The organism is Pseudomonas sp. PA27(2017) (genome assembly GCF_001945445.1).
Classification (GTDB): Bacteria; Pseudomonadota; Gammaproteobacteria; order Pseudomonadales; family Pseudomonadaceae; genus Aquipseudomonas.
In genome coordinates this window covers 143617-169830 of the sequence record NZ_MSXW01000058.1, presented here as the reverse complement: position 1 = coordinate 169830, position 26214 = coordinate 143617, and the positions used below count along the sequence as shown (strand labels likewise).

General features: G+C 65.4%; 29 protein-coding genes and 1 riboswitch. Of the genes, 21 read left to right on the top strand and 8 right to left on the bottom strand.

Annotated features, from left to right (window positions below; translation table 11 throughout):
* Nucleotides 1–45: 45 nt before the first annotated feature.
* Nucleotides 46–699, bottom strand: coding sequence for a 50S ribosomal protein L11 methyltransferase (locus tag BVH06_RS21055; protein ID WP_075935375.1), 654 nt, complete (start codon nt 697–699; stop codon nt 46–48).
* Nucleotides 696–1133, bottom strand: a complete 438-nt coding sequence (locus BVH06_RS21050; RefSeq protein WP_075931535.1) for a YbaY family lipoprotein — start codon at nt 1131–1133, stop codon at nt 696–698. Before BVH06_RS21050 ends, BVH06_RS21055 begins: the two co-directional genes overlap by 4 nt.
* A gap of 149 nt (nt 1134–1282) precedes the next feature.
* Here BVH06_RS21050 and nrdR point away from each other — a divergent pair, with 149 nt between their 5' ends.
* From nrdR to BVH06_RS20995, 11 genes are all read left to right on the top strand, one after another.
* On the top strand, nt 1283–1747 hold the full coding sequence (gene nrdR, locus BVH06_RS21045; RefSeq protein ID WP_013789794.1) for a transcriptional regulator NrdR: 465 nt from the start codon (nt 1283–1285) through the stop codon (nt 1745–1747).
* 1 nt (nt 1748) lies between these two features.
* Nucleotides 1749–2867, top strand: a complete 1119-nt coding sequence (gene ribD, locus BVH06_RS21040) for a bifunctional diaminohydroxyphosphoribosylaminopyrimidine deaminase/5-amino-6-(5-phosphoribosylamino)uracil reductase RibD (RefSeq protein ID WP_075935374.1) — start codon at nt 1749–1751, stop codon at nt 2865–2867.
* A 324-nt stretch (nt 2868–3191) separates the two neighbouring features.
* A riboswitch (FMN riboswitch) is annotated at nt 3192–3486 on the top strand.
* Nucleotides 3487–3578: 92 nt separating this feature from the next.
* Nucleotides 3579–4040, top strand: coding sequence for a 6,7-dimethyl-8-ribityllumazine synthase (locus tag BVH06_RS21035; RefSeq protein ID WP_075931537.1), 462 nt, complete (start codon nt 3579–3581; stop codon nt 4038–4040).
* A gap of 12 nt (nt 4041–4052) precedes the next feature.
* Complete coding sequence (locus BVH06_RS21030) at nt 4053–4715, top strand: riboflavin synthase (RefSeq protein WP_075935372.1); 663 nt, start codon at nt 4053–4055, stop codon at nt 4713–4715.
* Between the two features lie 13 nt (nt 4716–4728).
* Complete coding sequence (gene ribBA / locus BVH06_RS21025; RefSeq protein WP_075931539.1) at nt 4729–5820, top strand: bifunctional 3,4-dihydroxy-2-butanone-4-phosphate synthase/GTP cyclohydrolase II; 1092 nt, start codon at nt 4729–4731, stop codon at nt 5818–5820.
* A 98-nt stretch (nt 5821–5918) separates the two neighbouring features.
* A complete protein-coding gene (ribE, locus tag BVH06_RS21020; protein ID WP_075931540.1) occupies nt 5919–6395 on the top strand; it encodes a 6,7-dimethyl-8-ribityllumazine synthase in 477 nt (158 codons plus the stop codon).
* Nucleotides 6392–6871: a transcription antitermination factor NusB gene (gene nusB, locus BVH06_RS21015; protein WP_075935371.1), complete on the top strand. Its 480-nt coding sequence runs from the start codon at nt 6392–6394 to the stop codon at nt 6869–6871. Before ribE ends, nusB begins: the two co-directional genes overlap by 4 nt.
* A 5-nt stretch (nt 6872–6876) precedes the next feature.
* Nucleotides 6877–7842 carry a thiamine-phosphate kinase gene (gene thiL, locus BVH06_RS21010; RefSeq protein WP_075935370.1) on the top strand — a complete coding sequence of 322 codons (966 nt, stop codon included), beginning with the start codon at nt 6877–6879 and terminating at the stop codon, nt 7840–7842.
* Nucleotides 7835–8368 carry a phosphatidylglycerophosphatase A gene (locus BVH06_RS21005; RefSeq protein WP_075931543.1) on the top strand — a complete coding sequence of 178 codons (534 nt, stop codon included), beginning with the start codon at nt 7835–7837 and terminating at the stop codon, nt 8366–8368. Before thiL ends, BVH06_RS21005 begins: the two co-directional genes overlap by 8 nt.
* Nucleotides 8369–8383: 15 nt before the next feature.
* Nucleotides 8384–9106, top strand: coding sequence for an ABC transporter substrate-binding protein (locus BVH06_RS21000; RefSeq protein ID WP_075935392.1), 723 nt, complete (start codon nt 8384–8386; stop codon nt 9104–9106).
* Nucleotides 9107–9121: 15 nt separating this feature from the next.
* Nucleotides 9122–9766 carry a TIGR02281 family clan AA aspartic protease gene (locus tag BVH06_RS20995; protein ID WP_075935368.1) on the top strand — a complete coding sequence of 215 codons (645 nt, stop codon included), beginning with the start codon at nt 9122–9124 and terminating at the stop codon, nt 9764–9766.
* Nucleotides 9767–10044: 278 nt separating this feature from the next.
* On the opposite strand, the gene BVH06_RS20990 is transcribed toward BVH06_RS20995, so the two are convergent.
* Nucleotides 10045–11319: a sodium:proton antiporter gene (locus BVH06_RS20990; protein ID WP_075931545.1), complete on the bottom strand. Its 1275-nt coding sequence runs from the start codon at nt 11317–11319 to the stop codon at nt 10045–10047.
* Nucleotides 11320–11626: 307 nt separating this feature from the next.
* Between BVH06_RS20990 and BVH06_RS20985 the strand changes: the two genes are divergently transcribed.
* Genes BVH06_RS20985 through BVH06_RS20970 form a run of 4 tightly spaced genes read left to right on the top strand, consistent with a single transcriptional unit; the run spans nt 11627 to nt 15068 of the window.
* Nucleotides 11627–12340, top strand: coding sequence for an ABC transporter permease (locus tag BVH06_RS20985; protein ID WP_075931546.1), 714 nt, complete (start codon nt 11627–11629; stop codon nt 12338–12340).
* 11 nt (nt 12341–12351) lie between these two features.
* Nucleotides 12352–13242, top strand: a complete 891-nt coding sequence (locus BVH06_RS20980; protein WP_075935366.1) for a glycine betaine ABC transporter substrate-binding protein — start codon at nt 12352–12354, stop codon at nt 13240–13242.
* Nucleotide 13243: 1 nt separating this feature from the next.
* Complete coding sequence (locus BVH06_RS20975; protein WP_075931548.1) at nt 13244–13903, top strand: ABC transporter permease; 660 nt, start codon at nt 13244–13246, stop codon at nt 13901–13903.
* Nucleotides 13904–13913: 10 nt separating this feature from the next.
* Nucleotides 13914–15068, top strand: coding sequence for an ABC transporter ATP-binding protein (locus tag BVH06_RS20970; RefSeq protein WP_075935365.1), 1155 nt, complete (start codon nt 13914–13916; stop codon nt 15066–15068).
* Between the two features lie 52 nt (nt 15069–15120).
* On the opposite strand, the gene BVH06_RS20965 is transcribed toward BVH06_RS20970, so the two are convergent.
* On the bottom strand, nt 15121–15480 hold the full coding sequence (locus BVH06_RS20965) for a cupin domain-containing protein (protein WP_075935363.1): 360 nt from the start codon (nt 15478–15480) through the stop codon (nt 15121–15123).
* A 248-nt stretch (nt 15481–15728) separates the two neighbouring features.
* Here BVH06_RS20965 and BVH06_RS20960 point away from each other — a divergent pair, with 248 nt between their 5' ends.
* Nucleotides 15729–17222: an aldehyde dehydrogenase gene (locus tag BVH06_RS20960; RefSeq protein WP_075935362.1), complete on the top strand. Its 1494-nt coding sequence runs from the start codon at nt 15729–15731 to the stop codon at nt 17220–17222.
* Between the two features lie 94 nt (nt 17223–17316).
* A complete protein-coding gene (locus BVH06_RS20955; RefSeq protein ID WP_075935361.1) occupies nt 17317–18459 on the top strand; it encodes an MFS transporter in 1143 nt (380 codons plus the stop codon).
* On the opposite strand, the gene BVH06_RS20950 is transcribed toward BVH06_RS20955, so the two are convergent.
* Nucleotides 18454–20007, bottom strand: a complete 1554-nt coding sequence (locus tag BVH06_RS20950; RefSeq protein ID WP_075935360.1) for a phospholipase D family protein — start codon at nt 20005–20007, stop codon at nt 18454–18456. The genes BVH06_RS20955 and BVH06_RS20950 overlap by 6 nt on opposite strands.
* 62 nt (nt 20008–20069) lie before the next feature.
* The gene (locus tag BVH06_RS20945; RefSeq protein ID WP_075935359.1) at nt 20070–21503 is read right to left on the bottom strand and encodes a PLP-dependent aminotransferase family protein; all 1434 of its coding nucleotides are present in this window, start codon (nt 21501–21503) and stop codon (nt 20070–20072) included.
* A 177-nt stretch (nt 21504–21680) separates the two neighbouring features.
* Here BVH06_RS20945 and BVH06_RS20940 point away from each other — a divergent pair, with 177 nt between their 5' ends.
* The gene (locus tag BVH06_RS20940; RefSeq protein ID WP_075935358.1) at nt 21681–21920 is read left to right on the top strand and encodes a DUF1127 domain-containing protein; all 240 of its coding nucleotides are present in this window, start codon (nt 21681–21683) and stop codon (nt 21918–21920) included.
* Nucleotides 21921–22005: 85 nt separating this feature from the next.
* Here the strand turns inward: BVH06_RS20940 and BVH06_RS20935 are convergent, their stop codons facing one another.
* Nucleotides 22006–23319 (bottom strand): FAD-binding oxidoreductase, encoded by a 1314-nt coding sequence (locus BVH06_RS20935; protein ID WP_075935357.1) that lies wholly within the window; start codon nt 23317–23319, stop codon nt 22006–22008.
* A gap of 152 nt (nt 23320–23471) precedes the next feature.
* On the opposite strand from BVH06_RS20935, the gene BVH06_RS20930 reads away from it, so the two are divergent.
* Entirely contained in the window at nt 23472–23825 is a 354-nt protein-coding gene (locus BVH06_RS20930) for a YkgJ family cysteine cluster protein (protein ID WP_075931556.1), read from the top strand.
* A gap of 1 nt (nt 23826) precedes the next feature.
* Here the strand turns inward: BVH06_RS20930 and dadR are convergent, their stop codons facing one another.
* Complete coding sequence (gene dadR / locus BVH06_RS20925; protein WP_013789818.1) at nt 23827–24315, bottom strand: transcriptional regulator DadR; 489 nt, start codon at nt 24313–24315, stop codon at nt 23827–23829.
* 156 nt (nt 24316–24471) lie between these two features.
* Here dadR and dadA point away from each other — a divergent pair, with 156 nt between their 5' ends.
* Both dadA and BVH06_RS20915 read left to right on the top strand, forming a co-directional pair.
* Nucleotides 24472–25770, top strand: coding sequence for a D-amino acid dehydrogenase (gene dadA, locus BVH06_RS20920; RefSeq protein ID WP_075935356.1), 1299 nt, complete (start codon nt 24472–24474; stop codon nt 25768–25770).
* Complete coding sequence (locus BVH06_RS20915) at nt 25745–26095, top strand: RidA family protein (protein WP_075931558.1); 351 nt, start codon at nt 25745–25747, stop codon at nt 26093–26095. Before dadA ends, BVH06_RS20915 begins: the two co-directional genes overlap by 26 nt.
* The last annotated feature ends 119 nt before the right edge of the window (nt 26096–26214 follow it).

The following is a 26214-nucleotide window of genomic DNA, read 5'->3' as shown; positions in this document are numbered from 1 at the left end:
CGCGCGAAAAGTGGTGTGACTATAAATGTGGGCGCCGCCGCAAGGCTACAAGGCCCCGTGATACAGGCTGACGTGGCGGAAGGTTTCCGGCTCTGCCAGGTCGGGCCAGGTGCAGCCCTCCAGCCCGGCGATGCGCCGGTAGCGCGGGTGGCTGAAGTCGCGTACCCGGGAATCGGCCACCAGTACCTCGCGGGCGTGCTCGAGCACCCGGTCGAGCAGCGGCAGGTTGCTGCGGTCGTAGAGCACGTCGGCGACGATCGCCAGGTCGTAGTCGCGGGGTTCGCTGTACAGGTCGCTCGAATAGGCCAATCCCACGCCATTGAGCGCCGCGTTGGCGCGGCAGGCCGCCAGCGCCAGGGGATCCAGGTCGCAGGCCACTACCTGGGCAGCGCCCGCTCGGGCGGCGGCGATGGCGGCCACGCCGGAGCCGGTGCCGAGGTCGAGCACTCGCTTGCCTCGCACCCACTCGGGGTGGCGCGCCAGCCAGTCGACCAGCACCAGGCCACTGGCCCAGCAGAAGCACCAGTACGGCGGTTCTTCGAGAATGCGCCGGGTTTCCTCGGGGCTGAAGCAGCGATCCATGTTCGCCGGGTCGATCAGCCACAGGCGCAGGTCAGTGCCTGGCAGAGTTGTAGCGGTCAGCCGAGCATCGCCGAGCAGTTCGCCCAGAGCGGCCTGCAGGTCTGGCGGTGGCGTCACAGCGCCGGGGTCACGCGGACTTCGCCGAGGGCCTGGCTTTGCGGCTCGCGGATCAGCTGGCTCGGCATGTGCAGCACCAGCTTGCCGGATTGATGCACACGGCCACGTAGCTCGACGCGAATGCCCTGATGGAAATTCTCCGGGTTGAACTGCAGGCGAAACGGCAGGGGCGCGCCGGTGCCACGCAACTGGATGTTGCCAAGCAGCTTGTGCGGCAGACCGCGGTCGCTGATGGTCAGCAGGGCCAGCTCCACATCGGCGCCGGCGGGCACGTCGAGCAGGGTGCCGGTGAGTTCGCGCAGATGAGCCGGCGTCGGCGCCGGTTGCTCGCTCTCGACCGCTGGTGGGGCGGGTGGAGCGGGTGGCGGCGTTTCCCCGGCGCAGGCGGCGAGCAGGGCGACTAGGCAGAGCGGGGCAAGCGGGCGCAATGGCATCGGATGATCCTGACAGACGGGCAATGCCCGGATTCTCGCCATAGCCGGCGGTGAATGCAAAGGAAAGCGCGGCCTGCATCCGCGCGCTTGGCGCCGGGCGGCGTGGATGCGCTACCATGCGGGCTTTCTCGCCTGCGACCGTTCCAGCCATGCATTGCCCGTTCTGCTCCGCCAACGACACCAAAGTCATCGATTCGCGTCTGGTCGCCGAAGGTGATCAGGTGCGCCGTCGCCGCGAATGCCTGGCCTGTGGCGAGCGCTTCACCACCTTCGAGACCGCCGAGCTGGTGATGCCGCGTCTGATCAAGCAGGACGGCAGCCGCCAGCCTTTCGACGAGGACAAGCTGCGGGCCGGCATGCAGCGTGCGCTGGAAAAGCGTCCGGTCAGCGTCGAGCGGCTGGAAGCGGCCATCGCCCACATCAAGCACCGGCTACGCGCCACCGGCGAGCGCGAGGTCAAGTCGCTGGTGCTCGGTGAGCTGGTGATGACCGAGCTGCAGAAGCTCGACGAGGTGGCCTACATTCGTTTCGCCTCGGTATACCGCCGCTTCCAGGACCTCAACGAATTCCGTGAGGAAATCGACCGCCTTTCCCGCGAGCCGAACCAGGACTGAGATGAGCAGCAACGATCACGCATTCATGGCGCGGGCCCTCGAGCTGGCGCGCAAGGGCCTGTATTCCACTCATCCCAATCCCCGTGTCGGCTGCGTGATCGTGCGTGACGACAAGATCGTCGGCGAAGGCTGGCACGCCAAGGCCGGCGAACCCCACGCCGAGGTACACGCGTTGCGCCAGGCCGGCGACAAGGCTCGCGGCGCCACTGCCTACGTCACGCTGGAGCCGTGCAGCCATCATGGCCGTACGCCGCCGTGCGCCGATGCGCTGATGGCCGCCGGCATCTCCCGGGTCGTGGCGGCCATGCAGGACCCCAATCCGCAAGTAGCCGGACGCGGTCTGCTGCGCCTGATGAATGCCGGTATTTCCGTGCAGGGCGGCGTGCTGGAGGCCGAGGCGCGAGCGCTGAACGCGGGCTTCATCAAGCGCATGGAAAGCGGCCTGCCGCTGGTGCGCGTGAAATTGGCGATGAGCCTGGACGGGCGCACCGCCATGGCCAGTGGCGAAAGCCAATGGATCACTGGGCCGGCGGCGCGTGCCGCGGTGCAGCGCCTGCGTGCGCGCTCCAGCGTGGTGCTCAGTGGCGCCGATACGCTGCTGGCCGATGGTGCGCGCCTGACCGTGCGCCCGGACGAACTGGGCCTGGGCGCCGAGCTGACTGCCCTGGCCCAGGCGCGGCCGCCGCTGCGCGTGCTGGTCGACGGGCGCCTGCGGGTGCCGCTCAGCGCTCCATTCTTCCAGGCTGGCCCGGCGCTGGTCGCCACCTGCGCGGCGGCCACCTCGCGCTGCCGTTATCTGGATGACGGCCACGAACTGCTGGCCATGCCCGGCAGCAACGGCCATGTCGATCTGCGTAAGTTGCTGCTGGAGCTGGCCTCGCGTGGCGCCAACGAAGTGCTGGTCGAGGCCGGGCCGAAACTGGCCGGCGCCTTTGCCCGGCTGGGGCTGGTCGACGAGTACCAACTGTTCGTCGCGCCCAAGTTCCTCGGCTCCAGCGCGCGGCCGCTGCTCGACCTGCCGCTGGCGCGCATGGCCGAAGCGCCAGCCCTGAAGATCGTCGACATGCGCGCCGTGGGTGACGACTGGCGCATCATCGCCGTGCCCGATCGCGCGAGCTGAATGCGCATCGGCTGGAGTCCGTTGTCGATCTTTCTGGGCATGTGCACGGGCAGCTACAAGGCAGAAGCAGACACTCAAACCAACCTGTGGGAGCACCGACCTCGGGGCGAAACGATTGCAGCCTGACTGCCTATTTCGGCGGTGCCTGAGCGATTCGCCGCGAGGTCGCAGCTCCCACAATGGATCGGATAACGGCCGCTTGCGCCACGCTGCAGTCAAATAACTAAAGCCCGGCACGAAGATCGTGAACAGGCTCTTGGGCAGAGCCGCCGTGCGCTGGCGCAGCAAGTGTGGTAAAACGCCTGTCGGCTGCGACAAGCAGCCACACGTTCTCAGGGCGGGGTGTAATTCCCCACCGGCGGTAATGGTGCCAAGAACCTGTTTTAGATCTGCTGCGCGTCGGCCATACGGCGTTGAAATTGGGCTCGGGCTGCTCATTTACAGCCTGTAAACTCCGCGCCCTCGCCCAATTTCGCCTTGTCTGGCGCTAGCTCGCGAGATCTAAACTCAGGTTCTACCTAGCCCGCGAGCGCCCGGTACGGCACCAGCCGCCCGGGGACGAGCAGACCCGGTGCGATTCCGGGGCCGACGGTATAGTCCGGATGAAGAGAGAGCGGGATTGCCTGGTCAGGCAGCCCTCGTGCTGCTGCATGTCCGTACCATCCCTATCGATCCAAGCTGCCCTGTTTTAACCATAAACAGGAGTCGAACATGTCCATCTCTAACAACGTACGTCGGGTCGCCTTCGTGCAGGCCTGCTGGCACCGCGAAATCGTCGATCAGTCGCGCCATGCCTTCATCGAAGAAATGCAGCGCCAGGGTTACGCGGCCAGCGAAATCGATTGCTTCGAAGTCGGCGGCGCCTTCGAAATCCCCCTGCACGCCAAGCGCCTGGCCAAGAGTGGCCGCTACGCCGGCATCGTCGCTGCCGGGCTGGTGGTCGATGGTGGTATCTACCGCCACGAGTTCGTCGCCCAGGCGGTGATCGAGGGCCTGATGCAGGTGCAGCTAGACACCGACGTGCCGGTGTTCTCGGCGGTGCTCACGCCCCATCATTTCCATGCCGGCGAAGAACACCAGACGTTCTTCCGCGAGCATTTTCTGGTCAAGGGCGCCGAAGCGGCGCGCACTTGTGCCGACACGCTGCGCAAACTCAAAGAATTGCCGGTCTGACGAGGAGTTCTCATGTTCACCGGAATCATCGCATCCATCGGCAGCATCGCCGCCATCACGCCCAAGGGCGGTGATGTGCGGGTCTACGTGAAGACCGGCAAACTGGATCTGGGCGACGTCGTGCTGGGCGACAGCATCGCGGTCAACGGCGTGTGCCTGACCGCCGTCGAACTGCCGGGTGACGGCTTCTGGGCCGACGTCAGCCGGGAAACCCTGGCGCGTACCGCCTTCATCGACCTGAAGAGTGGCAGCCGGGTCAATCTGGAAAAGGCCCTGACGCCGACCACGCGCCTCGGTGGCCATCTGGTCAGCGGGCACGTCGACGGCGTTGGCGAGATCGTCTCCCGCGAGGAGAACGCCCGCGCCATCCAGTTCAAGGTGCGCGCGCCGCGCGAGCTGGCCAAGTACATCGCCCACAAGGGCTCGATCACCGTCGATGGCACCAGCCTGACGGTCAATGCCGTCGACGGCGCCGAGTTCGAGCTGACCATCGTGCCGCACACCCTGGCCGAAACCATCATGGCCGATTACCGCCCCGGGCGTCGCGTCAACCTCGAGGTCGACCTGCTGGCCCGTTACCTGGAGCGCCTGCTGCTCGGTGACAAGGCCGCCGAGCCGAGCAGCTCCGGGCTGACCGAAGGTTTTCTCGCCGAACACGGCTATCTGAAGCATTAAGGACACCGCCACCATGGCACTCAACAGTATCGAAGAACTGGTCGAGGACATCCGCGCCGGCAAGATGGTCATTCTCATGGATGACGAAGACCGCGAGAACGAAGGCGACCTGATCATCGCCTCCGAATGCGTGACCGCCGAGCACATCAATTTCATGGCCCGCTTCGCCCGCGGCCTGATCTGCATGCCGATGACCCGCGAACGCTGCGAAACCCTCAAGCTGCCGCTGATGGCGCCGCGCAACGGCTCCGGCTTCGGCACCAAGTTCACCGTATCCATCGAGGCAGCCGAAGGCGTCACTACCGGCATTTCCGCTGCCGACCGCGCGCGTACCGTGCAGGCCGCTGCGGCCAGGCACGCGGTGGCCGAAGACATCGTCAGCCCTGGCCACATCTTCCCGCTGATGGCCCAGCCCGGCGGCGTGCTGGCCCGTGCCGGCCATACCGAGGCGGCCTGCGATCTGGCGCGCATGGGCGGCTTCGAGCCGAGCGGGGTGATCTGCGAGATCATGAACGACGACGGCACCATGGCCCGTCGCCCGGAGCTGGAAGAATTCGCCGCCAAGCACGGCATCAAGATCGGCACCATCGCCGACCTGATCCACTACCGCATGCTCCACGAGCGCACCGTGCAGCGCATCACCGAGCAGCCGCTGGACAGCGAAGTGGGCCAGTTCAACCTGGTGACCTACCGCGACTCGGTGGAAGGCGACGTGCACATGGCCGTGACCCTGGGCACCATCTGTGCCGAAGAACCGACCCTGGTGCGCGTGCACAACATGGACCCCATGCGCGACCTGCTGATGGTGCGCCAGCCGGGGCGCTGGAGCCTGCGCGCGGCGATGACCGAAGTGGCCGAGGCCGGCAGCGGCGTGGTGTTGCTGCTCGGCCATTCGCTGGGCGGCGACGAGGTACTGGCGCATATCCGCGAAGCGGACGGCGCCACCACCAGCAAGATGCCGAGCACCTACAGCACGGTCGGTGCCGGTTCGCAGATCCTGCGTGACCTCGGCGTGCGCAAGATGCGCCTGATGAGCGCGCCGATGAAGTTCAACGCGATATCCGGTTTCGACCTGGAAGTTGTAGAATACCTGCCGCCCAAATAAGCGCGGCGACCGCGATGGAGCCTCGGCTCTCATCGCCTATATTTTCGGGGCCTGCCATGGCAGGCCCTGGCTCTTTAAAGACAGCTCGAGAACTCGCTATGACACTCAAGACCATCGAAGGTACTTTCATCGCTCCCAAGGGCCGCTTCGCCCTGGTGGTCGGCCGCTTCAACAGCTTCGTGGTCGAAAGCCTGGTCAGCGGCGCGGTCGACGCCCTGGTTCGCCACGGCATCAGCGAAGACGACATCACCATCATCCGCGCGCCGGGTGCCTTCGAGATTCCCCTGGTCGCCCAGAAAGTCGCGCAGCGCGGCGAGTACAGCGCCATCATCGCCCTCGGCGCAGTGATCCGGGGCGGCACCCCGCACTTCGAATACGTGGCCGGTGAGTGCACCAAGGGCCTGTCCCAGGTCTCCATGGAGTTCGGCGTACCGGTCGCCTTTGGCGTGCTGACCGTCGATTCCATCGAGCAGGCCATCGAGCGTTCCGGCACCAAGGCCGGCAACAAAGGCGCCGAAGCTGCCCTGTCCGCTCTGGAAATGGTCAGCCTGCTGGCGCAGTTGGAGGCCAAGTGAGCCAGAACGACAAAAAGCCAGCCAAGAAAGGCCCGAGCCCCAAGCTGCTGGCTCGCCGTCAGGCGCGCACCCTGGCCATGCAGGCCCTGTACTCCTGGCACATCGCGGGCCAGGCACTCAACGAGATCGAAGCGCAGTTCCGCGTCGACAACGATTTCAGTGCGGTCGACGGCGCTTACTTCCACGAGATCCTGCACGGCGTGCCGCGCCAGAAGAGTGAGATCGACGGCCTGTTCGAGCCGCTGCTCGACCGCCCGCTGGACGAGATCGACCCGGTCGAGCTGTCCATCCTGCGCCTGTCCACCTACGAGCTGCGTAACCGCATCGACGTGCCGTACCGCGTGGTGATCAACGAAGGCATCGAACTCGCCAAGGTGTTCGGCGCCACCGATGGTCACAAGTTCGTCAACGGCGTGCTCGACAAGCTGGCGCCGACCCTGCGCGCCGACGAAGTCCGCGACTTCAACAAGCGCTGAGTGTTTTGGGCGAGTTCGAGCTGATTCGTCATTACTTCGCCGCAGCCGCCTGTGCACAGGCGGCCGATGGTGTGGTGCTGGGGATCGGCGACGACTGCGCCCTGCTCGAAGTGCCCGCCGGCGAACAACTGGCGGTGTCCACCGATACCCTGGTCGCTGGCGTGCATTTTCCGGCCGATGCGCCGGGACGCCTGCTCGGCCAGCGTGCCCTGGCCGTTTCGGTCAGTGACCTGGCCGCCATGGGCGCCGCGCCCCTGGCGTTCACCCTGGCGCTGACCCTTCCTGACGTTTCTCCCGACTGGCTGGCCGAATTCACGGCCGGGCTGGAAAGCATGGCGCGCCAGTGTGGCGTACGCCTGGTCGGCGGCGACACCACCCGCGGGCCGCTGAGCCTGACCCTTACCGTGTTCGGCCGCGTCCCGGCTGGCCAGGCGCTGACCCGCGCGGGCGCCCGTCCGGGCGACCTGCTGTGCGTCGGCGGCCCGTTGGGCAATGCGGCCGGCGCGCTGCCGTTCGTGCTGGGCGAGCGGGCCGAGCAAGCCGGTGCTGCCGAGCTTCTGGCCCACTACTGGTCGCCCATGCCGCAGCTGCAGCTGGGCCAGGCCCTGCGTGGCATGGCCACGGCGGCGCTGGATATCTCCGACGGCCTGCTCGCCGACTGCGGGCACATCGCCCGGGCGTCCGGCGTCGCGCTGTTCGTCGAGCAGCAGCGCCTGCCGCTGTCGGCCGCTCTGCTGGCTTGTGTGGGTGACGAAAGCGCACGTCAGTTGGCGCTTGGGGGTGGCGACGACTACGTGCTTGCCTTTACCCTGCCTGCCGAGAAACTGGACGTGCTGCGCGCCATGGGCCAGCCTGTACAGGTGATCGGTCGGGTCGAGGCCGGACAGGGCGTGCACCTGCTGGACGCCAGAGGCCACGCCATCGAGCCACGGTACAGTGGCTACCAACATTTCGGAATGCACCGTGACTGATCATCCCAAGCAAGTCCCCGCCGAGTTCGTGCCACCTTCCGTATGGCGCAACCCGTGGCATTTCCTGGCCTTCGGCTTCGGCACCGGCACCATCGCCAAGGCGCCGGGTACCTGGGGTTCGCTGGCCGCCGTGCCGTTCATCCCGCTCTGGCAGATGCTGCCGGACTGGGGCTACTGGCTGATGCTGGGCGTGACCATGGTGTTCGGCGTGTGGCTGTGCGGCAAGGTCGCCGACGACCTGCGCGTGCATGACCATGAAGGCATCGTCTGGGACGAGATGGTCGGCATGTGGATCACCCTGTGGCTGGTGCCCGAGGGCTGGGGCTGGGTGCTGGTGGGGTTCCTGATGTTCCGCTTCTTCGACATTCTCAAGCCGTGGCCGATCCGCTGGATCGATCGCCACGTGCACGGTGGTTTCGGCATCATGCTCGACGACGTTCTGGCTGGGGTCTTCGCCTGGCTGGCCATGCAGCTGCTCGTTTGGGGCTGGGCCAATGGCCTGGCCTCCAACCTGGGCTTTGGCTGATCAGGAGGCAGGATGATGCGTGCGCTATGGCTGGCTCTGTTGTTGTCCTTCGGTGTCTGCGCTCAGGCGAGCAGTGACGTGCCGGCCAGCATCCGAATGGCCAGCGACGTGTGGGTCGATCGCATCAACCCCGACGGCACCGGTATGTCCTGGGACATCCTGCGCCTGGTCTTCGAGCCCGCCGGCGTCAAGCTGGAAATGCAGATCGTGCCCTATACCCGCTCCATCGGCCTGGTGAAGCGCGGCGAGGCGGACGCCTGGGTCGCCTCCTACCAGAACGAGGTCAGTGGCGGTGTGGTGTACCCGAGCTGGCATTACGATTCCGACCTGATCAGCGCCCTGAGCCTGGCGGCCAAGGCCGCGCCGGACCAGGCCGAGCTGCGCCGCTCGCGTCTGGTGTGGATGCGCGGCTACGAGTATCAGCGCTACATCCCCGGGCTGACCCATTACAACGAGCTGCAGCGGCGCAGTGGCATCCTGTCGATGCTCGACCAGGGCCATGCCGATTACTACATCGATGCCCGCCCAGAGGTCGAGCAAACGCTCGCTGGCGCCAACGATCCCGGCAAGTATCGGGTGACCGACCTGCTGCGCCTGCCGCTTTACATCGGTTTTTCCGATACGCCACGTGGGCGCGCGCTGGCCAAGCTGTTCGACCAGCGCATGGCCGAGCTGGTTGAAAAAGACGAGCTGCGTGCGGTCTTCGAGCACTGGGGCCAGCATTACCCTTTCGAATAGCTGGGAGAGGCACGGATGCGTCGAGTGATGATGGTCATGGCAGGCTTGTTGGCGGCGCCGCTGTTGCTGGCAGCCACACCGGTTCAGGTGGTCGGCCTGTTTCCCGGCGCGGCGGTGGTCTCGGTCGACGGCCAGCGCAAGCTGGTGCGCGTCGGTCAGACCGGTCCCGGCGGCGTGCAGGTGGTCAGCGTCGACAGCCGCAGCGCGGTGCTGCGCGTCGATGGCGTGGAGCGCAGCTACGGCCTCAGCCGCGAATACAACACCGAGGGTTTCGCGGCGCCGCAGAAGCAGACTCTCAGCATCGCCCGCAGCAATGGCGGCCATTACTGGGCCGAAGGCGCGATCAATGGCCGCGCCCAGCAATTTCTGGTGGATACCGGCGCCACGTCGGTGGCCCTCAATGAAAATCATGCCCGCCGCCTGGGCATCGACTACCGCACCCGCGGCCAGCCGATCCAGGTCAGCACTGCCAGCGGCACGGCTCGGGGCTGGCGGGTGACCCTGGACAAGGTCAGCGTCGGCTCCCTGCAGGTCACGGGCGTCGAGGCGGTGGTGCTCGAAGGCGCCTCGCCGACCGAAGCGCTGCTGGGCATGAGCTTTCTCAATCGCGTCGGCTGGCGGGTGGAGAACAACCTGCTGGTGCTCGAATCGCGCATCTGAATCTGGGCGCCATAGGCGGGCGCCCCTATCGTCTTAGAGCCTGTTCATAATCTTTAAGCCCAGGTTCGGCGATTTTGGCGGCTAAGTGGCGGGAGCGGTCGTTATTCGATCCACTGTAGGAGCCGCGACCTCGCGGCGATTCGCTCAGGCACCGCCGAAATAGGCAGTCAGGCTGCAATCGTTTCGCCCCGAGGTCGGGGCTCCCACAGATTGGTTTGAGTGGCTGCTTCTGCCTTGTAGTTGCCGCTTCATGCGCAGATAAGACTTTGAACAGGCTCTCAGTGCGAGTCGTCAGCGCTGGTCTGCGGCGTGCCGCGGTACAGCCGGCTGACTAGCGGGCCGATGGACAAGCCCTGGAGCAGGATCGAGGTGAGCACGACGATGTAGGTCAGGCTCAGCAGCAGATCGCGTTCCTCGCCGAGCGGCAATGACAACGCCAGTGCCACCGACACGCCACCGCGTAGCCCGCCCCAGGTGAGGATGCGGATCGCCCCGTGGGATACCTGGCGACGCCCGCCGGCACGCCGGCGCATCACGAACACCGCCGGCGCCACCGTCAGCAGGCGCGCCACCAGCACCGCACCGCCGAGCACGAAGGCGGCGATGATGTGCAGCCAGGAGAACGGCAGGAGCAACAGCTCCAGGCCGATCAGGGCGAACAACAAGGCGTTGAGGATCTCGTCGATCAGCTCCCAGAAACCGTCCACATAGCGGCGCGATTCGTCCGACATGGCGTGCTTGCGGCCCAGGTTGCCGATGATCAGGCCGGCCACGACCATGGCGATCGGCCCGGAAACGTGCAGCCGCGCGGCCAGTGCCGCGCCGCCGAACACCAGCGCCAGGGTCAGCATCACCTCGACCTGATACTGGTCGATGCTGCGCAACATGAGCAGCACGCCATAGCCCAGTGCGGCGCCGAACAGCAGGCCTCCCACCGCTTCGTGAACGAACAGCCAGCTCACCGTGCCCAGGGTCGGCGTGCTGCCCAGTTGCAGGATGCCGAGCAGGATGGTGAACACCACCACCGCGGTACCGTCGTTGAACAGTGACTCGCCGACGATGGTGGTGGCCAGTGGCTTGGGCGCGCCGGACGATTTGAGGATGCCCATCACCGCAATCGGGTCGGTCGGCGAGATCAAGGCGCCGAACAGCAGGCAGTAGATGAACTCCACGTGCCAGCCGAACAGGGCAAAGATGTAGTAGGCCAGGGTGCCGATCACGCTGGTGGCGATCAGCACGCCGACGGTGGCCAACAGGCCAATGGGCCATTTGTAGCTGCGCAAATCATGCAAGTCGACGTGCAATGCGCCGGCGAACAGCAGAGCCGGCAGGAACCAGGTCATCAGGATGTCGGAGAAGTCGATGCGGCGGATGATTTCCTGCGCCTCGATCTCGATCAGTGGATAACCGAGCTGGCTCAGGCCCTGGGCGATCAGCGAGAAGATCAGCGCGGTGGCCATCACGCCAATGGTCGGCGGCAGGCGGATGAAGCGGTAGTTGACGTAGGTAAGCAGCGTGGTAAGGACGATGAAGGCGGCAACGAGGTCGAGCACGGGGTCTCCTTTGACGGCTGATGTTCGCCATCCCGGCGAACACCCTGGAGACCCGATGATACCTGGCTTGTAACCGGATATGTTGCAGCATCGGCCCGCCGGCCCATGGCAGAACGATGGCAAAAAGGGGGAACCGAAGCGGCGCTACAGGGTCGAGTAAACATGGGTCGGAAGGCTGCAGGGCGCGTGCGCCCTGGCAAGAGGGGCATCGCGTGACGATGTTCCAGCCTCCGGCATTGGAGGGCCGATGCGCAATGCATACGGCCAGCTCGACACGCCAACGGCGGTCGTAAACTGGAGTCGAAATATGCTGAAAAGCTTCGGCAAGGTGCTGCTGGGCGCTGTTGCGCTGATCGCAGTACTGGCCTTGCTGGTCCACTGGATCACCCCGGCGGTGCTCGCGCAGCACCGCGAAGACCTCATCTATTACCTGCAGGCGCACCTGTTCCTGGTGTTCGTGTCGATGCTGGCGGCCCTGGCGGTTGGCATTCCGGCCGGTATCCTGCTCAGCCGTCCTGGCCGCGAGCACAGCGCCGAGCGCTTCATGCAGGTGTTCAACGTGGGCAACACCGTGCCGCCGCTGGCGGTGCTGGCCATCGCGCTCTCGGTGGTCGGCATCGGCAACGGCCCGGCGGTTCTCGCGCTATTCCTCGCCTCGTTGTTGCCCATCGTGCGCAATACCTACGAAGGCCTGCGCAACGTGCCGGGTTCCCTCAAGGAAGCCGCCACCGGCATTGGCATGACGCCGCGCCAGGCGCTGTGGAAGGTCGAGCTGCCCAACGCGGTGCCGATCATCGTCGGTGGCATCCGTGTGGCGCTGGCACTGAACGTCGGTACGGCGCCCCTGGTGTTTCTGATCGGCGCCAACAGCCTCGGCAGTCTGATCTTTCCCGCCATCGCCCTGGAAAACCAACCCCTGCTGATTCTTGGCGCCGCTGCCACGGCTCTGCTGGCGCTGCTGCTCGACGGCCTGGTGGCTGCCACCAGTCGTTTCTGGTTCGAGCGTGGGGTGGCCCGTTGAAGGAAAAGATAATGAAGTCTCTCGTTCTATGCTTCGGCCTGTTGCTGGCAGCGACCAGCCAGGCTGCGGAAATTCGTATCGGTGCCAAGGTATTCACCGAGCAGGTGATCCTCTCCGAACTCACCGCGCAGTACTTGCGCCCCCACGGCTACCAGGCGCGTATCGTCGGCAACCTGGGCAGCACCATCGCCTGGAACGGCATGAAGAGCGGCCAGCTGGACCTGACCTGGGAATACACCGGCACCTCCCTGGTGGCCTACAACAAGGTCACCGAGCGCCTCGACAAGGAAGCCGCCTACCAGCGCGTCAAGGAGCTGGATGCCAAGAGCGGTGCGATCTGGCTGGCGCCCTCGCGCTTCAACAACACCTACGCTTTGGCGCTGCCGGAAAAGGTCGCCGAGGAGAATCCGGATATCCACACCATCAGCGACCTTGCCCAGGCCCTGAAAACACCGGACAAAGGCAACCGCCTGCTGGCGCTGGACATCGAATTCGCCAATCGCTCCGACGGCCTGGACGGGCTGGTCAAGGAGTACGGCCTGACCTTTACGCGCAACGAAATCCGCCAGATGGATCCGGGCCTGGTCTACACCGCGCTGCGCAATGGCCAGGTGTTCGTTGGCCTTGTGTACACCACCGACGGCCGCCTGGATTCGTTCGGTTTGCGCCTGCTCGAGGACGACCGTAAATACTTCCCGGACTACACCGCCGCACCGGTGGTCAACGCCGACTACCTCAAGCAGCACCCGGAGCTGGAAGCGCTGCTCAAGCCGCTCGCCGAGCGCCTGGACGACGCCACCATGCGTCGCCTCAACGCCCGCGTCGACGTGGATCGCGAAACGCCCGCTGCAGTGGCCGCCGACTTCCTGCGTCAGGAAAAACTGATCGGGGAGGGCAACTGACATGGATTTCATGACCGCTTTCCAGCATATCGACTGGGGCCAGGTGCTCAGCCTGACCGTCGAGCACATCGCCCTGGTCGGCATCGCCGTGGGCCTGGCGATTCTCATCGGCGTGCCGCTGGGCATTCTGATGACCCGTTTCCCCTGGCTTGCCGGGCCGCTGCAGGGTTTGGCTACCGTGGTGCTGACGCTGCCGGCCATCGCCCTGTTCGGTCTGTTGCTGCCGTTCTACTCGCAGTTCGGCCAGGGCCTGGGGCCACTGCCGGCGGTAACCGCGGTGTTCCTGTACTCGCTGCTGCCCATCCTGCGCAACACCTACCTGGCGCTGACCAGCGTGGAGCCGGGTATTCGCGAGGCGGGCAAGGGCATTGGCATGAGCTTCTGGCAGCGCCTGCGCATGGTCGACCTGCCGATTGCCGTGCCGGTGATCCTGGCCGGCGTGCGTACTGCCGTGGTGATGAACATCGGCGTGATGACCATCGCCGCCACCATCGGTGCCGGCGGCCTCGGCGTGCTGATTCTCACCGCCATCAGCCGCAGCGACATGGCGACCCTTTTCGTTGGAGCCGTGCTGGTGAGCCTGCTCGCCATCGTCGCCGACCTGTTTTTGCAGTGGCTGCAGAAAACGCTCACTCCCCGTGGCCTGAAAGCCGCCCACTGAGGACTCGAACATGATTCAACTCGACAAACTGACCAAGAAATTCCACCAGAAAGGCAAGGACGTCGTCGCCGTCAACGAAGTCAGCCTGACCGTCGACGAAGGCCAGATCTGCGTGTTCCTCGGCCCCTCCGGCTGCGGCAAGAGCACCACCCTGAAGATGATCAACCGACTGATCGAGCCGACTTCCGGGCGCGTGCTGATCAACGGTGAAGACACCACCGGCATCGACGAGGTGACCCTGCGCCGCAACATCGGCTACGTGATTCAGCAGATCGGTCTGTTCCCCAACATGACCATCGAGGAGAACATCACCGTGGTGCCCAAGCTGCTCGGCTGGGACAAGAAGCGCTGCCACGAGCGCGCCGTGGAGCTGATGAGCATGGTGCAGCTGGAGCCCAAGCAGTACCTGTCGCGTTACCCGCGCGAACTGTCTGGCGGCCAGCAGCAGCGGATCGGCGTGATCCGCGCCCTGGCGGCCGACGCCCCGGTATTGCTGATGGACGAGCCCTTCGGTGCCGTCGACCCGGTCAACCGCGACGCCATCCAGAACGAGTTCTTCCAGATGCAGCGCGCGCTGAACAAGACCGTGATCATGGTCAGCCACGACATCGACGAGGCCATCAAGCTGGGCGACAAGATCGCCATCTTCAAGGACGGCACGCTGCTCCAGTTCGATCACCCGGACACCCTGCTGGCGCACCCGGCCGACGATTTCGTCAGCGGTTTCGTCGGCCAGGACAGCACCCTCAAGCGCCTGCTGCTGATCCGCGCCGAAGACGCCGCCGACGATGCACCCTCGGTACTGGCCGAGACCAGCATCGCCGATGCCGTGGAGTTGATGGAGGAGCATGACCGCCGTCACCTGGTGGTCACCGACGCTGGCAAGAAGGCCCTGGGCTACGTTCGCCGTCGCGATATGCGCGGGCAGGGCGGCTCGGTGCAGCCCTTCGTGCAGCCGTTCAACGCCACCGCCGCCCACGACGAACACCTGCGCATCCTGCTGTCGCGCATGTACGAGTTCAATCGCTCGTGGCTGCCGGTGCTCAGTGCGGAGAACGACTTTCTCGGCGAGGTGACCCAGGAGTCCATCGCCGACTACCTCAGCTCCGGCCGCTCGCGGGGCAAGAGCAGCATCGTCTCGCCGGCGGAGCAGGTCGCCAGCTGACGAGCTGCCCGAAGCCGGTCGTGTATGGCCGGCTTCGGGCTTACCCTCACGTTCAGGCCTGCTCGAAGATCACGTAGACCTTGCGGCATGGCTCCAGCACTTCCCAGGTGCCGGTGAAGCCGGCCGGAATCACGAAGCGGTCGCCGGCGCGCACGGTCTTGGCATTGCCATCACCGTCGCGCAGCACCGAGACGCCCTGGAGGATTTCGCAGTATTCGTGCTCGGTGTAGGTCACCGTCCACTGGCCGACCTCGCCCTCCCAGGTGCCGGCGTTGAATTGCCCGCAGGGGCTGGCGTAGTGGTTACGGACCTGCTGCTGCGGGTCGCCCTTGAGGATCTTTTCGGCAGCGGGACGGTAGCTTTCGGAGCTGCCGGCGCTTTGCGCGAAATCGACGATCTGCTGGATATTCATACTCGCTTCCCTGGTCAACGTGAACGTACGTCGATCTTCCCATGGCCACTGCAGGTCAGGGGCGGCGCGGCGTAACGATTTGTTCGAGTCTATGTTTAAAAAAATGAACGCAGCAAGGGCGTTTGCCCACCAAGTGTCAAGAATATTGAAAATCCTGCGAGCGCTGGTTTAGTGTGGCTCGCAGTTTTTGGCCCATGGCGGCCACCGTAGGCGCCCACGCGCCTCCACCGACGAAAGAGGATGATCAGATGACCCGTTTGACCCGTACCGACTGGGAGCAGCGTGCAAAGGATCTGAAAATCGAGACCCGCGCCTTCGTGCAGGGGCAATACCAGGCTGCACAGAGCGGTGAAACCTTCGAATGCATCAGCCCGGTCGATGGCCGGGTACTCGGCCAGGTCGCCAGTTGCGACCTGGCCGACGCCGAACTGGCGGTGAAATCGGCGCGCGCCGCCTTCGATTCCGGCGTGTGGTCGCGTATCGCTCCGGCCAAGCGCAAGGCCAAGATGATCCGCTTCGCCGAGCTGCTGATGGCCAACGTCGAAGAGCTGGCGCTGCTGGAAACCCTCGACATGGGCAAGCCGATCAGCGATTCGCTGGGCATCGATATTCCAGCGGCGGCCAACGCCATTCGCTGGAGCGCCGAGGCGATCGACAAGGTCTACGACGAAGTCGCGCCTACGCCCCATGACCAGCTCGGCCTGGTGACCCGCGAGCCGGTTGGCGTGGTGGCAGCCATCGTGCCGTGGAACTTCCCGCTGTTGATGTCCAGCTGGAAGCTCGGCCCAGCCCTGGCCACCGGTAACTCGGTGATCCTCAAACCCTCCGAGAAATCTCCGCTGACCGCCATTCGCGTCGCTGCCCTGGCCGTCGAAGCGGGCATTCCGGCTGGCGTATTCAACGTGCTGCCCGGCCATGGCCATACCGTGGGCAAGGCCCTGGCGCTGCACATGGACGTCGACACCCTGGTATTCACCGGCTCCACCAAGATCGCCAAGCAGTTGATGATCTATGCCGGCGAGTCGAACATGAAGCGCGTGTGGCTGGAGGCGGGTGGCAAGAGCCCCAATATCGTCTTCGCCGATGCGCCGGACCTCAAGGCCGCCGCCGAGTCCGCTGCCAGCGCCATCGCCTTCAACCAGGGTGAGGTGTGCACCGCCGGCTCGCGCCTGCTGGTGGAGAACGCCATCAAGGAGCGCTTCCTGCCCATGGTGGTCGAGGCCCTGAAAGGCTGGAAAGCCGGCAACCCGCTGGACCCGGACACCAACGTCGGCGCGCTGGTCGACACCCAGCAGATGGACACCGTGCTGCGCTACATCGAAGCCGGCCACAAGGATGGCGCCAAGCTGCTGATCGGCGGCAAGCGCACCCTGGAGGAGAGCGGCGGCACCTACGTCGAGCCGACCATCTTCGACGGCGTGACCAATGCCATGACCATCGCCCGCGAGGAAATCTTCGGGCCGGTGCTTTCGGTGATCGGCTTCGATAGCGCCGAGCAGGCCGTGCAGATTGCCAACGACACCGTGTACGGCCTGGCCGCCGCGGTATGGACAGCGGACATCTCCAAGGCGCATCTCACCGCTCGCGCCCTGCGCGCCGGCAGCGTGTGGGTCAACCAGTACGACGGCGGCGACATGACCGCGCCTTTTGGTGGCTTCAAGCAGTCGGGTAACGGCCGTGACAAGTCGCTGCACGCCTTCGACAAATACACCGAACTGAAAGCCACCTGGATCAAACTCTGATCCAGCACGGATGAGGCTCGCCAGCCGGCGAGCCAGAGCAGACCGGCGGCCGGGCTCCTAGAGCCCGGCCGCTGTGCTTTTACTGGAGTCAGTGATGCGTTGGGGAACCTACTTCGCCGTCTGTGCGGCGGTGATCAGTATTGGCCTTGCCATGGGCGTGACCATGCCGCTGGTGTCGTTGCGTCTGGAGAGTTGGGGCTATGGCTCGTTCGCCATCGGCATCATGGCGGCCACGCCGGCCATCGGCGTGCTGCTGGGCGCCTCGTTGGCCGGTGGGCTGGCTTCGCGCTGCCCGACGCCGCGGCTGATGCAGTTCTGCCTGCTGGCTGGCGCGCTGTCGGTCACTGGCCTGGCGCTGCTGCAGAGCTACGCCATCTGGATCGTGCTGCGCCTGTTGCTGGGCGTGACCCTGACCGTGGTGTTCATCCTCGGTGAAAGCTGGATCAACCAGCTGGCCGTCGAGAAGTGGCGCGGCCGCTTGGTGGCGCTGTATGGCACCGGCTATGCGCTGAGCCAGCTGTGCGGGCCGCTGCTGCTCAGCGTACTGGGTACCGATACCGATCTGGGGTTCTGGTTTGGTGTGTCGCTGCTGATCGGCGGCTCGCTGCTGTTGATCGGGCGCACTGGCGCGCCGGTGGTCGATGCCCACAGCGCATCCGGGCGTGGCCTGTTGGTGTTCTGCCAGCGTATGCCGGCGATCGCCTGGGCGGTGATGCTGTTCGCGGCCTTCGAGGCGATGATGCTCACCCTGCTGCCGATCTACGGTCTGCGCCAGGGCTTCACCCAGGAAGTGGCGCTGTTCATGGCCAGCGTGGTGGTGGTCGGCGATGCCGCGCTGCAATTGCCCATCGGCCTGCTGGCCGATCGCATCTCGCGGGTCACGTTGTTCCGGGCCTGTGGCGTGGTGCTGCTGTTCTCCAGCCTGGGCATTCCGCTGCTGTTGCACACGCCAGTGATCTGGCCGGTGCTGGTGCTGTTCGGCGCCAGCGCGGGCGGCCTGTTCACCCTGTCACTGATCCTTATCGGCGAGCGCTTTCGCGATGACCAACTGGTGCGCGCCAATGCCCACGTGGCGCAGCTGTGGGGCATCGGCTGCCTGATCGGGCCGCTGGCCACCGGCGCGGTCAGCCAGTGGGTCAGCGGGCATGCGCTGCCGATGTTGATGGCGGTCGGCGCGGCGGCGTTCATCTGGCTGGCCTGGCGGCCCCATGCCTTCGACGAACAGGTCGCGCTATAGCATCTTCTCCAGACCGATGGCCCGGGCGAACCAGGCGTTGAAGCGCCGCCAGCGGCTGCCCGGTTCCTCGGTGAGGACGAATTCCTTGCCGTCGTCCTCACCGAGCCAGACCATCCGCGTCGCACCGTTGGCGTCGTGCTGCAGGCGCACTTCGTAGCTCACCGATGGCTTCATGCCCTGCAGTGCCAGTTCGCGCAGGTAGGCGGCGAGTTTGGGGCTGTCGACCAGTACGCCGACCTCGGTATTCCACAGCACCGAGCGTGGGTCGACGTTGAAGGAGCCGACGAAGGATTTCTGCTTGTCGATGACGATGGCCTTGCTGTGGAGGCTAGAGTTGGAGCTGCCGCTGAAGCTGTAGGCCGGTGGCGAATCCGCGCCGGGCTGGCTGCGCAGCTCGAACAGGCGCATGCCGTGCTCGAGCATTTCCTGGCGATAGGGCGCGTAGCCGCCATGCACGGCGGGCACGTCGGTGGCTTCCAGGGCATTGGTGAGCAGGCGGATCTCCACGCCGTTGTCGGCTAGGCCGATCAGGTACTGCAGGCCGGCGGGGGCGGGTACGAAGTAGGCGGACACCATCACCAAATCGCTTTTGGCGCCCTGCAGGTGCGGCGCTAGCTGGGTGGTGAGCAGCAATTGTGGGTCCGGTTCGCCGCTGGCCAGCACCTTGCTCGGTGCATCCCACAGGGCGATGCCTGGCGCCCAGATCAGCTCGTCGAGCCACACCTTGAGCTTGGGGTCGTGTTGGTAGGCGAGCAGGCGTTCGTAAAGCTCCGGCTGTTCGACGCGGGCGGTGTCCAGGTAGTCGCGCAGGCCCTTGCGCGCCTTGTCGAGATCCTTCTGCGAGGGCTGGCGCCAGACGAATTCCTCGATGGGCTTGCTCAGCCGGCTGTTCCAGTACTGGTCGAAACTCTGCGCCAGGTCGCGGGCGACCGGGCCGATGGCGAGCATGTCGATGTCGGTGAAATTCATGTTCGGTTCGGCGTCGAAATACTCGTCACCCAGGTTGCGCCCGCCGACGATGGCCGCGGCACTGTCGGCCAGCCACAGCTTGTTGTGCATGCGCCGGTGCTGTTGCGAGAGGTTCAGGCCGCGGCCGATCACCCGGGTTACCCCCGTCAGGCGGCCCAGGTGCAGCGGATTGAACACGCGGATCTGGATGTTCGGGTGGGCGGCCAGCAGGGCGATCCGGTAGTCCTCGCCGTCGCTGGTGGTGTCGTCGAGCAGGATGCGGATGCGCACGCCGCGGTCGGCGGCCTGCAGCAGCTCCTTGACCAATGCGCGGGTGCTCAGGCCGTCGTGCACGATGTAGTACTGCAGATCGAGACTGTGCTGCGCGGCGCGAATCAGTTCGGCGCGGGCGGCGAAGGCTTCGTTGCTGGCCGGCAGCAGGCGAAAGCCGGAGTGGCCCTGATGCTCGGCGGCGCGCGCTTCGAGCCCCGCGCCGAATGAAGACTGGGCCGCGGGGATGGCCTGGCTGGGCACGATGGGCACCTGGTTGGTACAGCCGCCGAGGATCAGCAGGGCGATAAAGAGCACGCGCAAGGGCACAGTTGCAGCCTCCAATCGGCTGTCCGGATGTGCTGATAGGACGCCGCTGCGCAGGGAAAGATTCAGTCTCTCGGCGGTGGTGACTCTTCCAGCATGGCTGCGACGGTTTCGCCCACCTTGCGCACCGCTGCCTCGATGGTCGGGCTGGGGCGCGTGGCGTAGTTCATGCGCAGGCAATTGCGGTACTTGCCGGCGGCGGAAAAGATGCTGCCCGGCGCGACCTGGATCTTGTGCGCGGCCAGTTCGCGGTTCAGGCGCTGGCTGTCGAAGCCCTCGGGCATCTCCACCCAAAGCATGAAGCTGCCCTGGGGGCGGCTGACCCGCACCGAAGGCGGGAAGTAACGGCTGACCCAGTCGCTCATCTGTTCCAGGTTGCGCGCGTACTGGCCGCGCATGCGGCGCAGGTGCGGCTCGTAATGGCCGCCTTCGATGTACTCGGCCAGCGCCAGTTGCGGCAACTGCGCGGTGGCACCGGTGCCCATGTACTTCATGTGCAGCACCTGGTCGAGGTAGCGGCCGGGAGCGATCCAGCCGACGCGAAAACCGGGCGCCAGGGTCTTGGAAAACGAGCTGCACAACAGCACGCGGCCGTCGTCGTCATAGGATTTGATGGTGCGCGGGCGCGGGTAGTGAAAGGCCAGCTCGCCGTACACATCGTCTTCGATGATCGCCACGTCGTGGCGCTGGGCCAGGGCCAGAAGAGCGCGCTTGTTGGCCTCGGGCATGATGTAGCCCAGTGGGTTGTTGCAGTTGGGGGTGAGTTGGATGGCCTTGATCGGCCACTGTTCCAGGGCCAGCTCCAGCGCCTCGAGGCTGATGCCGGTGAGCGGGTCGGTGGGCAACTCCAGGGCCTTCATGCCGAAGCCCTTGAGCGCCTGCATCACGCCGTGGAAGCTCGGCGAATCGACGGCAACGATATCGCCCGGCACGCAGATCGCCCGGATCGCCGCCGAAAGCGCCTCGTGGCAGCCGGTGGTGACGACGATGTCCTCATAGGTCAGCTGGCAGCCGGAGTCCAGGGTCAGGCGGGCGACCTGTTCGCGCAGGCGCACGTCACCGTAGATGCTGCCGTAGGTGAGGGTGTGCAGATCCTGCTTGCGGCTCAGCCGAGACAGCGCGCGCAACAGGGGCTTGAGCGTGGGGCTGTCGATGTCCGGGCGGCCGCGACCCAGTTGGACGAAGTCATTGCGTGGTGACGGGGCGATCTGTTCCAGCACCTGGTCCCACTGCGAGACGTCCACGGGGCGTTGCGGCGCCCGGCTGATCTTCGGCAGCGCCGGCTTGTCCCGCCCTTGCGGAACGAAGTAGCCGGATTTCGGTTTCGGCAGCGCCAGGCCGCGATCTTCCAGATGGCGGTAGGCCTGCTGCACGGTGCTCAGGCTGACCCCGTGCTCCTGGCTCAAGGCGCGCACCGAGGGCAGGCGGTCGCCCGGCCGGTAGAGGCCCTGCTCGATGCGCTCGCCAATCAGGTCGGCCAGGTTGGTATAGAGGGTCATGTTCGCGCACCTGTATGCAAGGGAGCCAGTTGAACCATACAGATGGCCCTTCGCGGAACCATTCAGTTCAATCGATGGTTGATCTGTATGGATTTAATTCCCTTTCTTTGCATCTGTCATGCTTTTTCGCTGGCCGCCATCATGATCTCCCATGACCTCAATGCGCAGGAGAGCGACATGAACGGGCTGAGCGATGTGCGATTGACCTTGAAAGGCAGCGAGCTGGAAGGCGGTAACGGGCTGCGACTGGCCGCGGTGCCGGCGCGCACGGTGATGACGCATCGCTGGCAGCGTTTCATCCGTCGCCTGACCACCCGGCGCGCGCTGCTCAAGCTCAGCGATGCTCAACTGCTGGACATCGGCCTGAGCCGCGAGCAGGCGCAGCGCGAAGCCACGCTGCCGTTCTGGAAACTCTAGACAGGTAGCCCGGCGTTGAGCGCAGCGATACCCGGGACTCATTTTCCTGGGTATCGCTGCGCTCAACCGCAGGCTAGCGGCGCCATCAGACCAGTTCCTTGAGGCGGTGCCAGAGCATGCCCAGCGCCAGCAGGGGCGAGCGCAGGTGGCGACCGCCGGGAAAGTTCATGTGCGGCACCTTGGCGAACAGCTCGAAGCCGCCGCCGGCTTGCCCGGCGATGGCTTCGGCGAGCAGTTTGCCGGCCAGGTGCGTGGCATTCACGCCGTGGCCCGCGTAGGCCTGGGCGTAAAACACGTTGGGCTGATCCTTGAGTTGACCGATCTGCGGCAGGCGGTTGGCGCCGATGCCGATCATCCCGCCCCACTGGAAGTCGATGCGCACGTCCTGCAACTGCGGGAACACCGCGAGCATCTTCGGGCGCATGTAGGCGGCGATATCGGCAGGGTCGGTGCCGGAATAGCGGCAGGCGCCGCCGAACAGCAAACGGCGGTCGGCGGAAAGCCGGTAGTAGTCGACGGCCACCCGCTGGTCGCAAAGCGCCATGTTCTGCGGGATCAGCGCGCCGGCCTGCTCTTCGCTCAACGGCTCGGTGGCGATGATGTAGCTGCCCGCCGGCAGCACCTTGCCGCCCAGGTTCGGGTTCAAATCGCGGATGTAAGCGTTGCAGGCCAGCACCAGTTGCGCGGCGCGTACCACGCCCTGGGCGGTGTGCACGCGGATCTCGCTACCATAGTCGATGCGCGTGGCCGGCGAATGCTCGAACAGCCGCACGCCCAGGCTTTGTGCCGCAGCAGCCTCGCCGAGTGCCAGGTTAAGCGGGTGCAGATGCCCGGAGCCCATGTCGATCATGCCGCCGACATAGCGGCTCGAACCGACCACTTCGTGCATCTGTTCCGGTTGCAGCAGGCGCAGCTCGTGGCGATAGCCGAGGCCCTGCAGTTCGGCGGCATCCTCGGCGAAGCCGGCCAGGTCGCGCGGCTTGTTGGCCAGGTCGCAGTAGCCCCAGGTCAGGTCACAGGCGATCTCGAACTGGGCGACTCGCCGCCGCACCAGCTCCACTGCTTCCAGGCCCATCAGTTTCAGTTCGCGCACGCCGTCCTTGCCGATCACCGATTCGAACTGCTCGACGCCATGGCCGACCCCGCGAATCAGTTGCCCACCGTTGCGCCCGCTGGCGCCCCAACCGATGCGATGCGCTTCGACCAGCACCACCGACAGGCCTTTCTGGGCCAGCTCGATGGCCGTGTTCAGGCCCGAGAACCCGCCGCCGACGATGCACACGTCGGCGCGCTGCTCGCCTTGCAGAGTCGGCAGGTCGAGTTGCTGGTTGACGCTGGCGGCGTAGTAGGAGGGCGCATGCTCGGCGCTATGAACCGGCGGGTGGGCACGGGCGGTCATGTGCGAAATCCTGATTTCGGTGTAGGTAAAAATTGACGAAGCATAAGCGCGCAATCCGCTGCGAGCCAACCGCCGATTGCCGAGCAGGCCGAGCTTTGCCTGGCTTGAGGCGGCCTGTACCATGCCCGCCTGCCGTTCCAGAGCCCCTGACCATGAGTTGTACCAGCCGCAAGATCGACCTGTTGCGCCGTCAGATTCCGCGCTTCGAGTGCGTGCCGGGCTGCCATGATTGCTGCGGCCCGGTGACCGCCTCCTCCGAGGAAATGGCGCGCCTGCCGCGCAAGACTCGCGCCGAGCAGGACGCCGCCTTGGCCGAGTACAACTGCGTGCACCTGGGGCCGAACGGCTGTCAGGTGTACGACCAGCGCCCGCTGATCTGCCGGCTGTTCGGCACCACGCCGAAGCTGCCGTGCCCCCATGGTCGCGGGCCCGAGCAGCCCATCGAGGCGCATGTCGAACAGCAGGTGCACCAACTGATCGCCTCGACGCGACAGGTGCTCGTCTAGGTCACTCTGGTACGGGCAGCGCCAGGCTCTCCTTGACCTCTTCCATCACGATGTAGCTCTTCGACTCGCGCACGTGGGGCAGCTTGAGCAGGATGTCGCCGAGCAGCTTGCGGTAGCTGGCCATCTCGTTGATGCGCGCTTTCACCAGGTAGTCGAAGTCGCCGGACACCAGGTGGCATTCCAGCACGTGTGGCAGTTTGAGCACGGCGCGGCGGAAATCCTCGAAGGTGTCGCCGGACTTGTAGTCCAGGCTGATCTCCACGAACACCAGCAGGCTGGCCTTGAGGTTCTGCGGGTTGAGGCGGGCGTGATAGCCCATGATGATGCCTTCGCGCTCCAGGCGGCGGACCCGCTCGGTGCACGGCGTGGTCGACAGCCCGACCCGTTCGCCCAGCTCGGTGAAGGAGATGCGGCCATCCTCCTGGAGGATGCGCAGGATGTTGCGGTCGATCTTGTCCAACTCGCGGCGGCTCTGGTGTTGCGTACGCATGCTCGGCACCTCTCCGTGAAAGGCTGATAAAGCCAGAATTCCCTTCGAATATACGAGTGTATACAGTGAAAAGCACTGCCATTCACTTTCTATACTGTACGCATCGACTTCTCAAATCGTAATACGCCAGTGCATCGTCGCGGCGAGGAGAACATCATGCGGGTTCTGGTGCTTGGTAGCGGTGTGATCGGTACGGCCAGTGCGTATTACCTGGCCCGCCAGGGCTTCGAGGTGGCCGTGGTGGATCGCCAGGACGGCCCGGCCATGGAAACCAGCTTCGCAAACGCCGGCCAGGTATCGCCGGGTTATGCCTCGCCCTGGGCGGCGCCGGGCATCCCACTGAAGGCGATGAAGTGGCTGCTGCAAAAGCACGCGCCGCTGGCCATCAAGCTGACCGGCGATATCGACCAGTACCTGTGGATGGCGCAGATGCTGCGCAACTGCACCGCCGCCCGCTACGCGGTGAACAAGGAGCGCATGGTGCGCCTGTCCGAGTACAGCCGCGACTGCCTCGATGAACTGCGCGCGGAAACCGGTATCGGCTACGAAGCCCGCCAGCTCGGTACCACCCAGCTGTTCCGTACCCAGGCGCAACTGGACAATGCCGCCAAGGATATCGCCGTGCTCGAGCAGTCCGGCGTGCCCTACGAGCTGCTCGATCGCGCCGGCATCGCCCAGGTCGAACCGGCCCTTGCCAGCGTCACAGACAAGCTGGCGGGCGCCCTGCGTCTGCCCAACGACCAGACCGGCGATTGCCAGCTGTTCACCCGTAAGCTGGCCGAGATGGCCACCGCATTGGGCGTGCAATTTCGTTTCGGCAAGAACATCCAGCGCCTGGATGTCGCCGGTGACCGCATCAACGGCGTGTGGATCGACGGCAAGCTGGAAACCGCCGACCGCTACGTGCTCGCCCTGGGCAGCTACAGCCCGCAACTGCTCAAGCCGCTGGGCATCCGTGCGCCGGTCTATCCGCTCAAGGGCTACTCGCTGACCGTGCCGATCACCAACCCGGACATGGCGCCGACCTCGACCATCCTCGACGAGACCTACAAGGTCGCCATCACCCGCTTCGACCAGCGTATCCGTGTGGGCGGCATGGCCGAGATCGCTGGCTTCGACCTGAGCCTCAACCCGCGTCGTCGCGAAACCCTGGAGATGATCGTCGGTGATCTGTATCCCCAGGGTGGTGACCTGAGCCAGGCGGATTTCTGGACCGGTCTGCGCCCGGCGACCCCCGATGGCACGCCCATCGTCGGCGCCACCCCCTATCGAAATCTGTTTCTGAACACCGGACACGGTACCCTAGGCTGGACCATGGCCTGCGGCTCCGGTCGCCTGCTGGCCGACCTGATTGCCAAGAAGCGCCCGCAGATCAGCAGCGAAGGCCTGGATATTTCCCGTTACGGTAGCCCCAAGGAGTTGAACAACCATGTCCATACAGCGCCTGCGAACTGAGCCGCGCCTGAGCGAAATCGTCATTCACAACGGTACCGTCTACCTGGCTGGCCAGTTGGACGAGAACCACAGCGACGGCATCGAAGCGCAGACCAAGGCGACCCTGGACAGCATCGATGCCTTCCTGGCCGAGGCGGGCACCGATAAAACGCGCATCCTGTCGATCACCATCTTTCTGAAAGACATCGACGACCGCGATGGCATGAACAAGGTCTGGGACGCCTGGGTACCGGCCGGCCACTCGCCGGCGCGCGCCTGCGTCGAGGCCAAGCTGTATTCGCCCGATGTACTGGTGGAAATGACGGTGATCGCTGCGCTGCCTTGAGAGGCGTATCACCCTTGGCCTAGGAATTGGCCAACTTGTGGGAGCGAGCGGGGACGCCCAGTCCATGCCCGCGAATTCGCGCCTATGACGCGCTTCCACAAAAAGTACGCCACTGACGG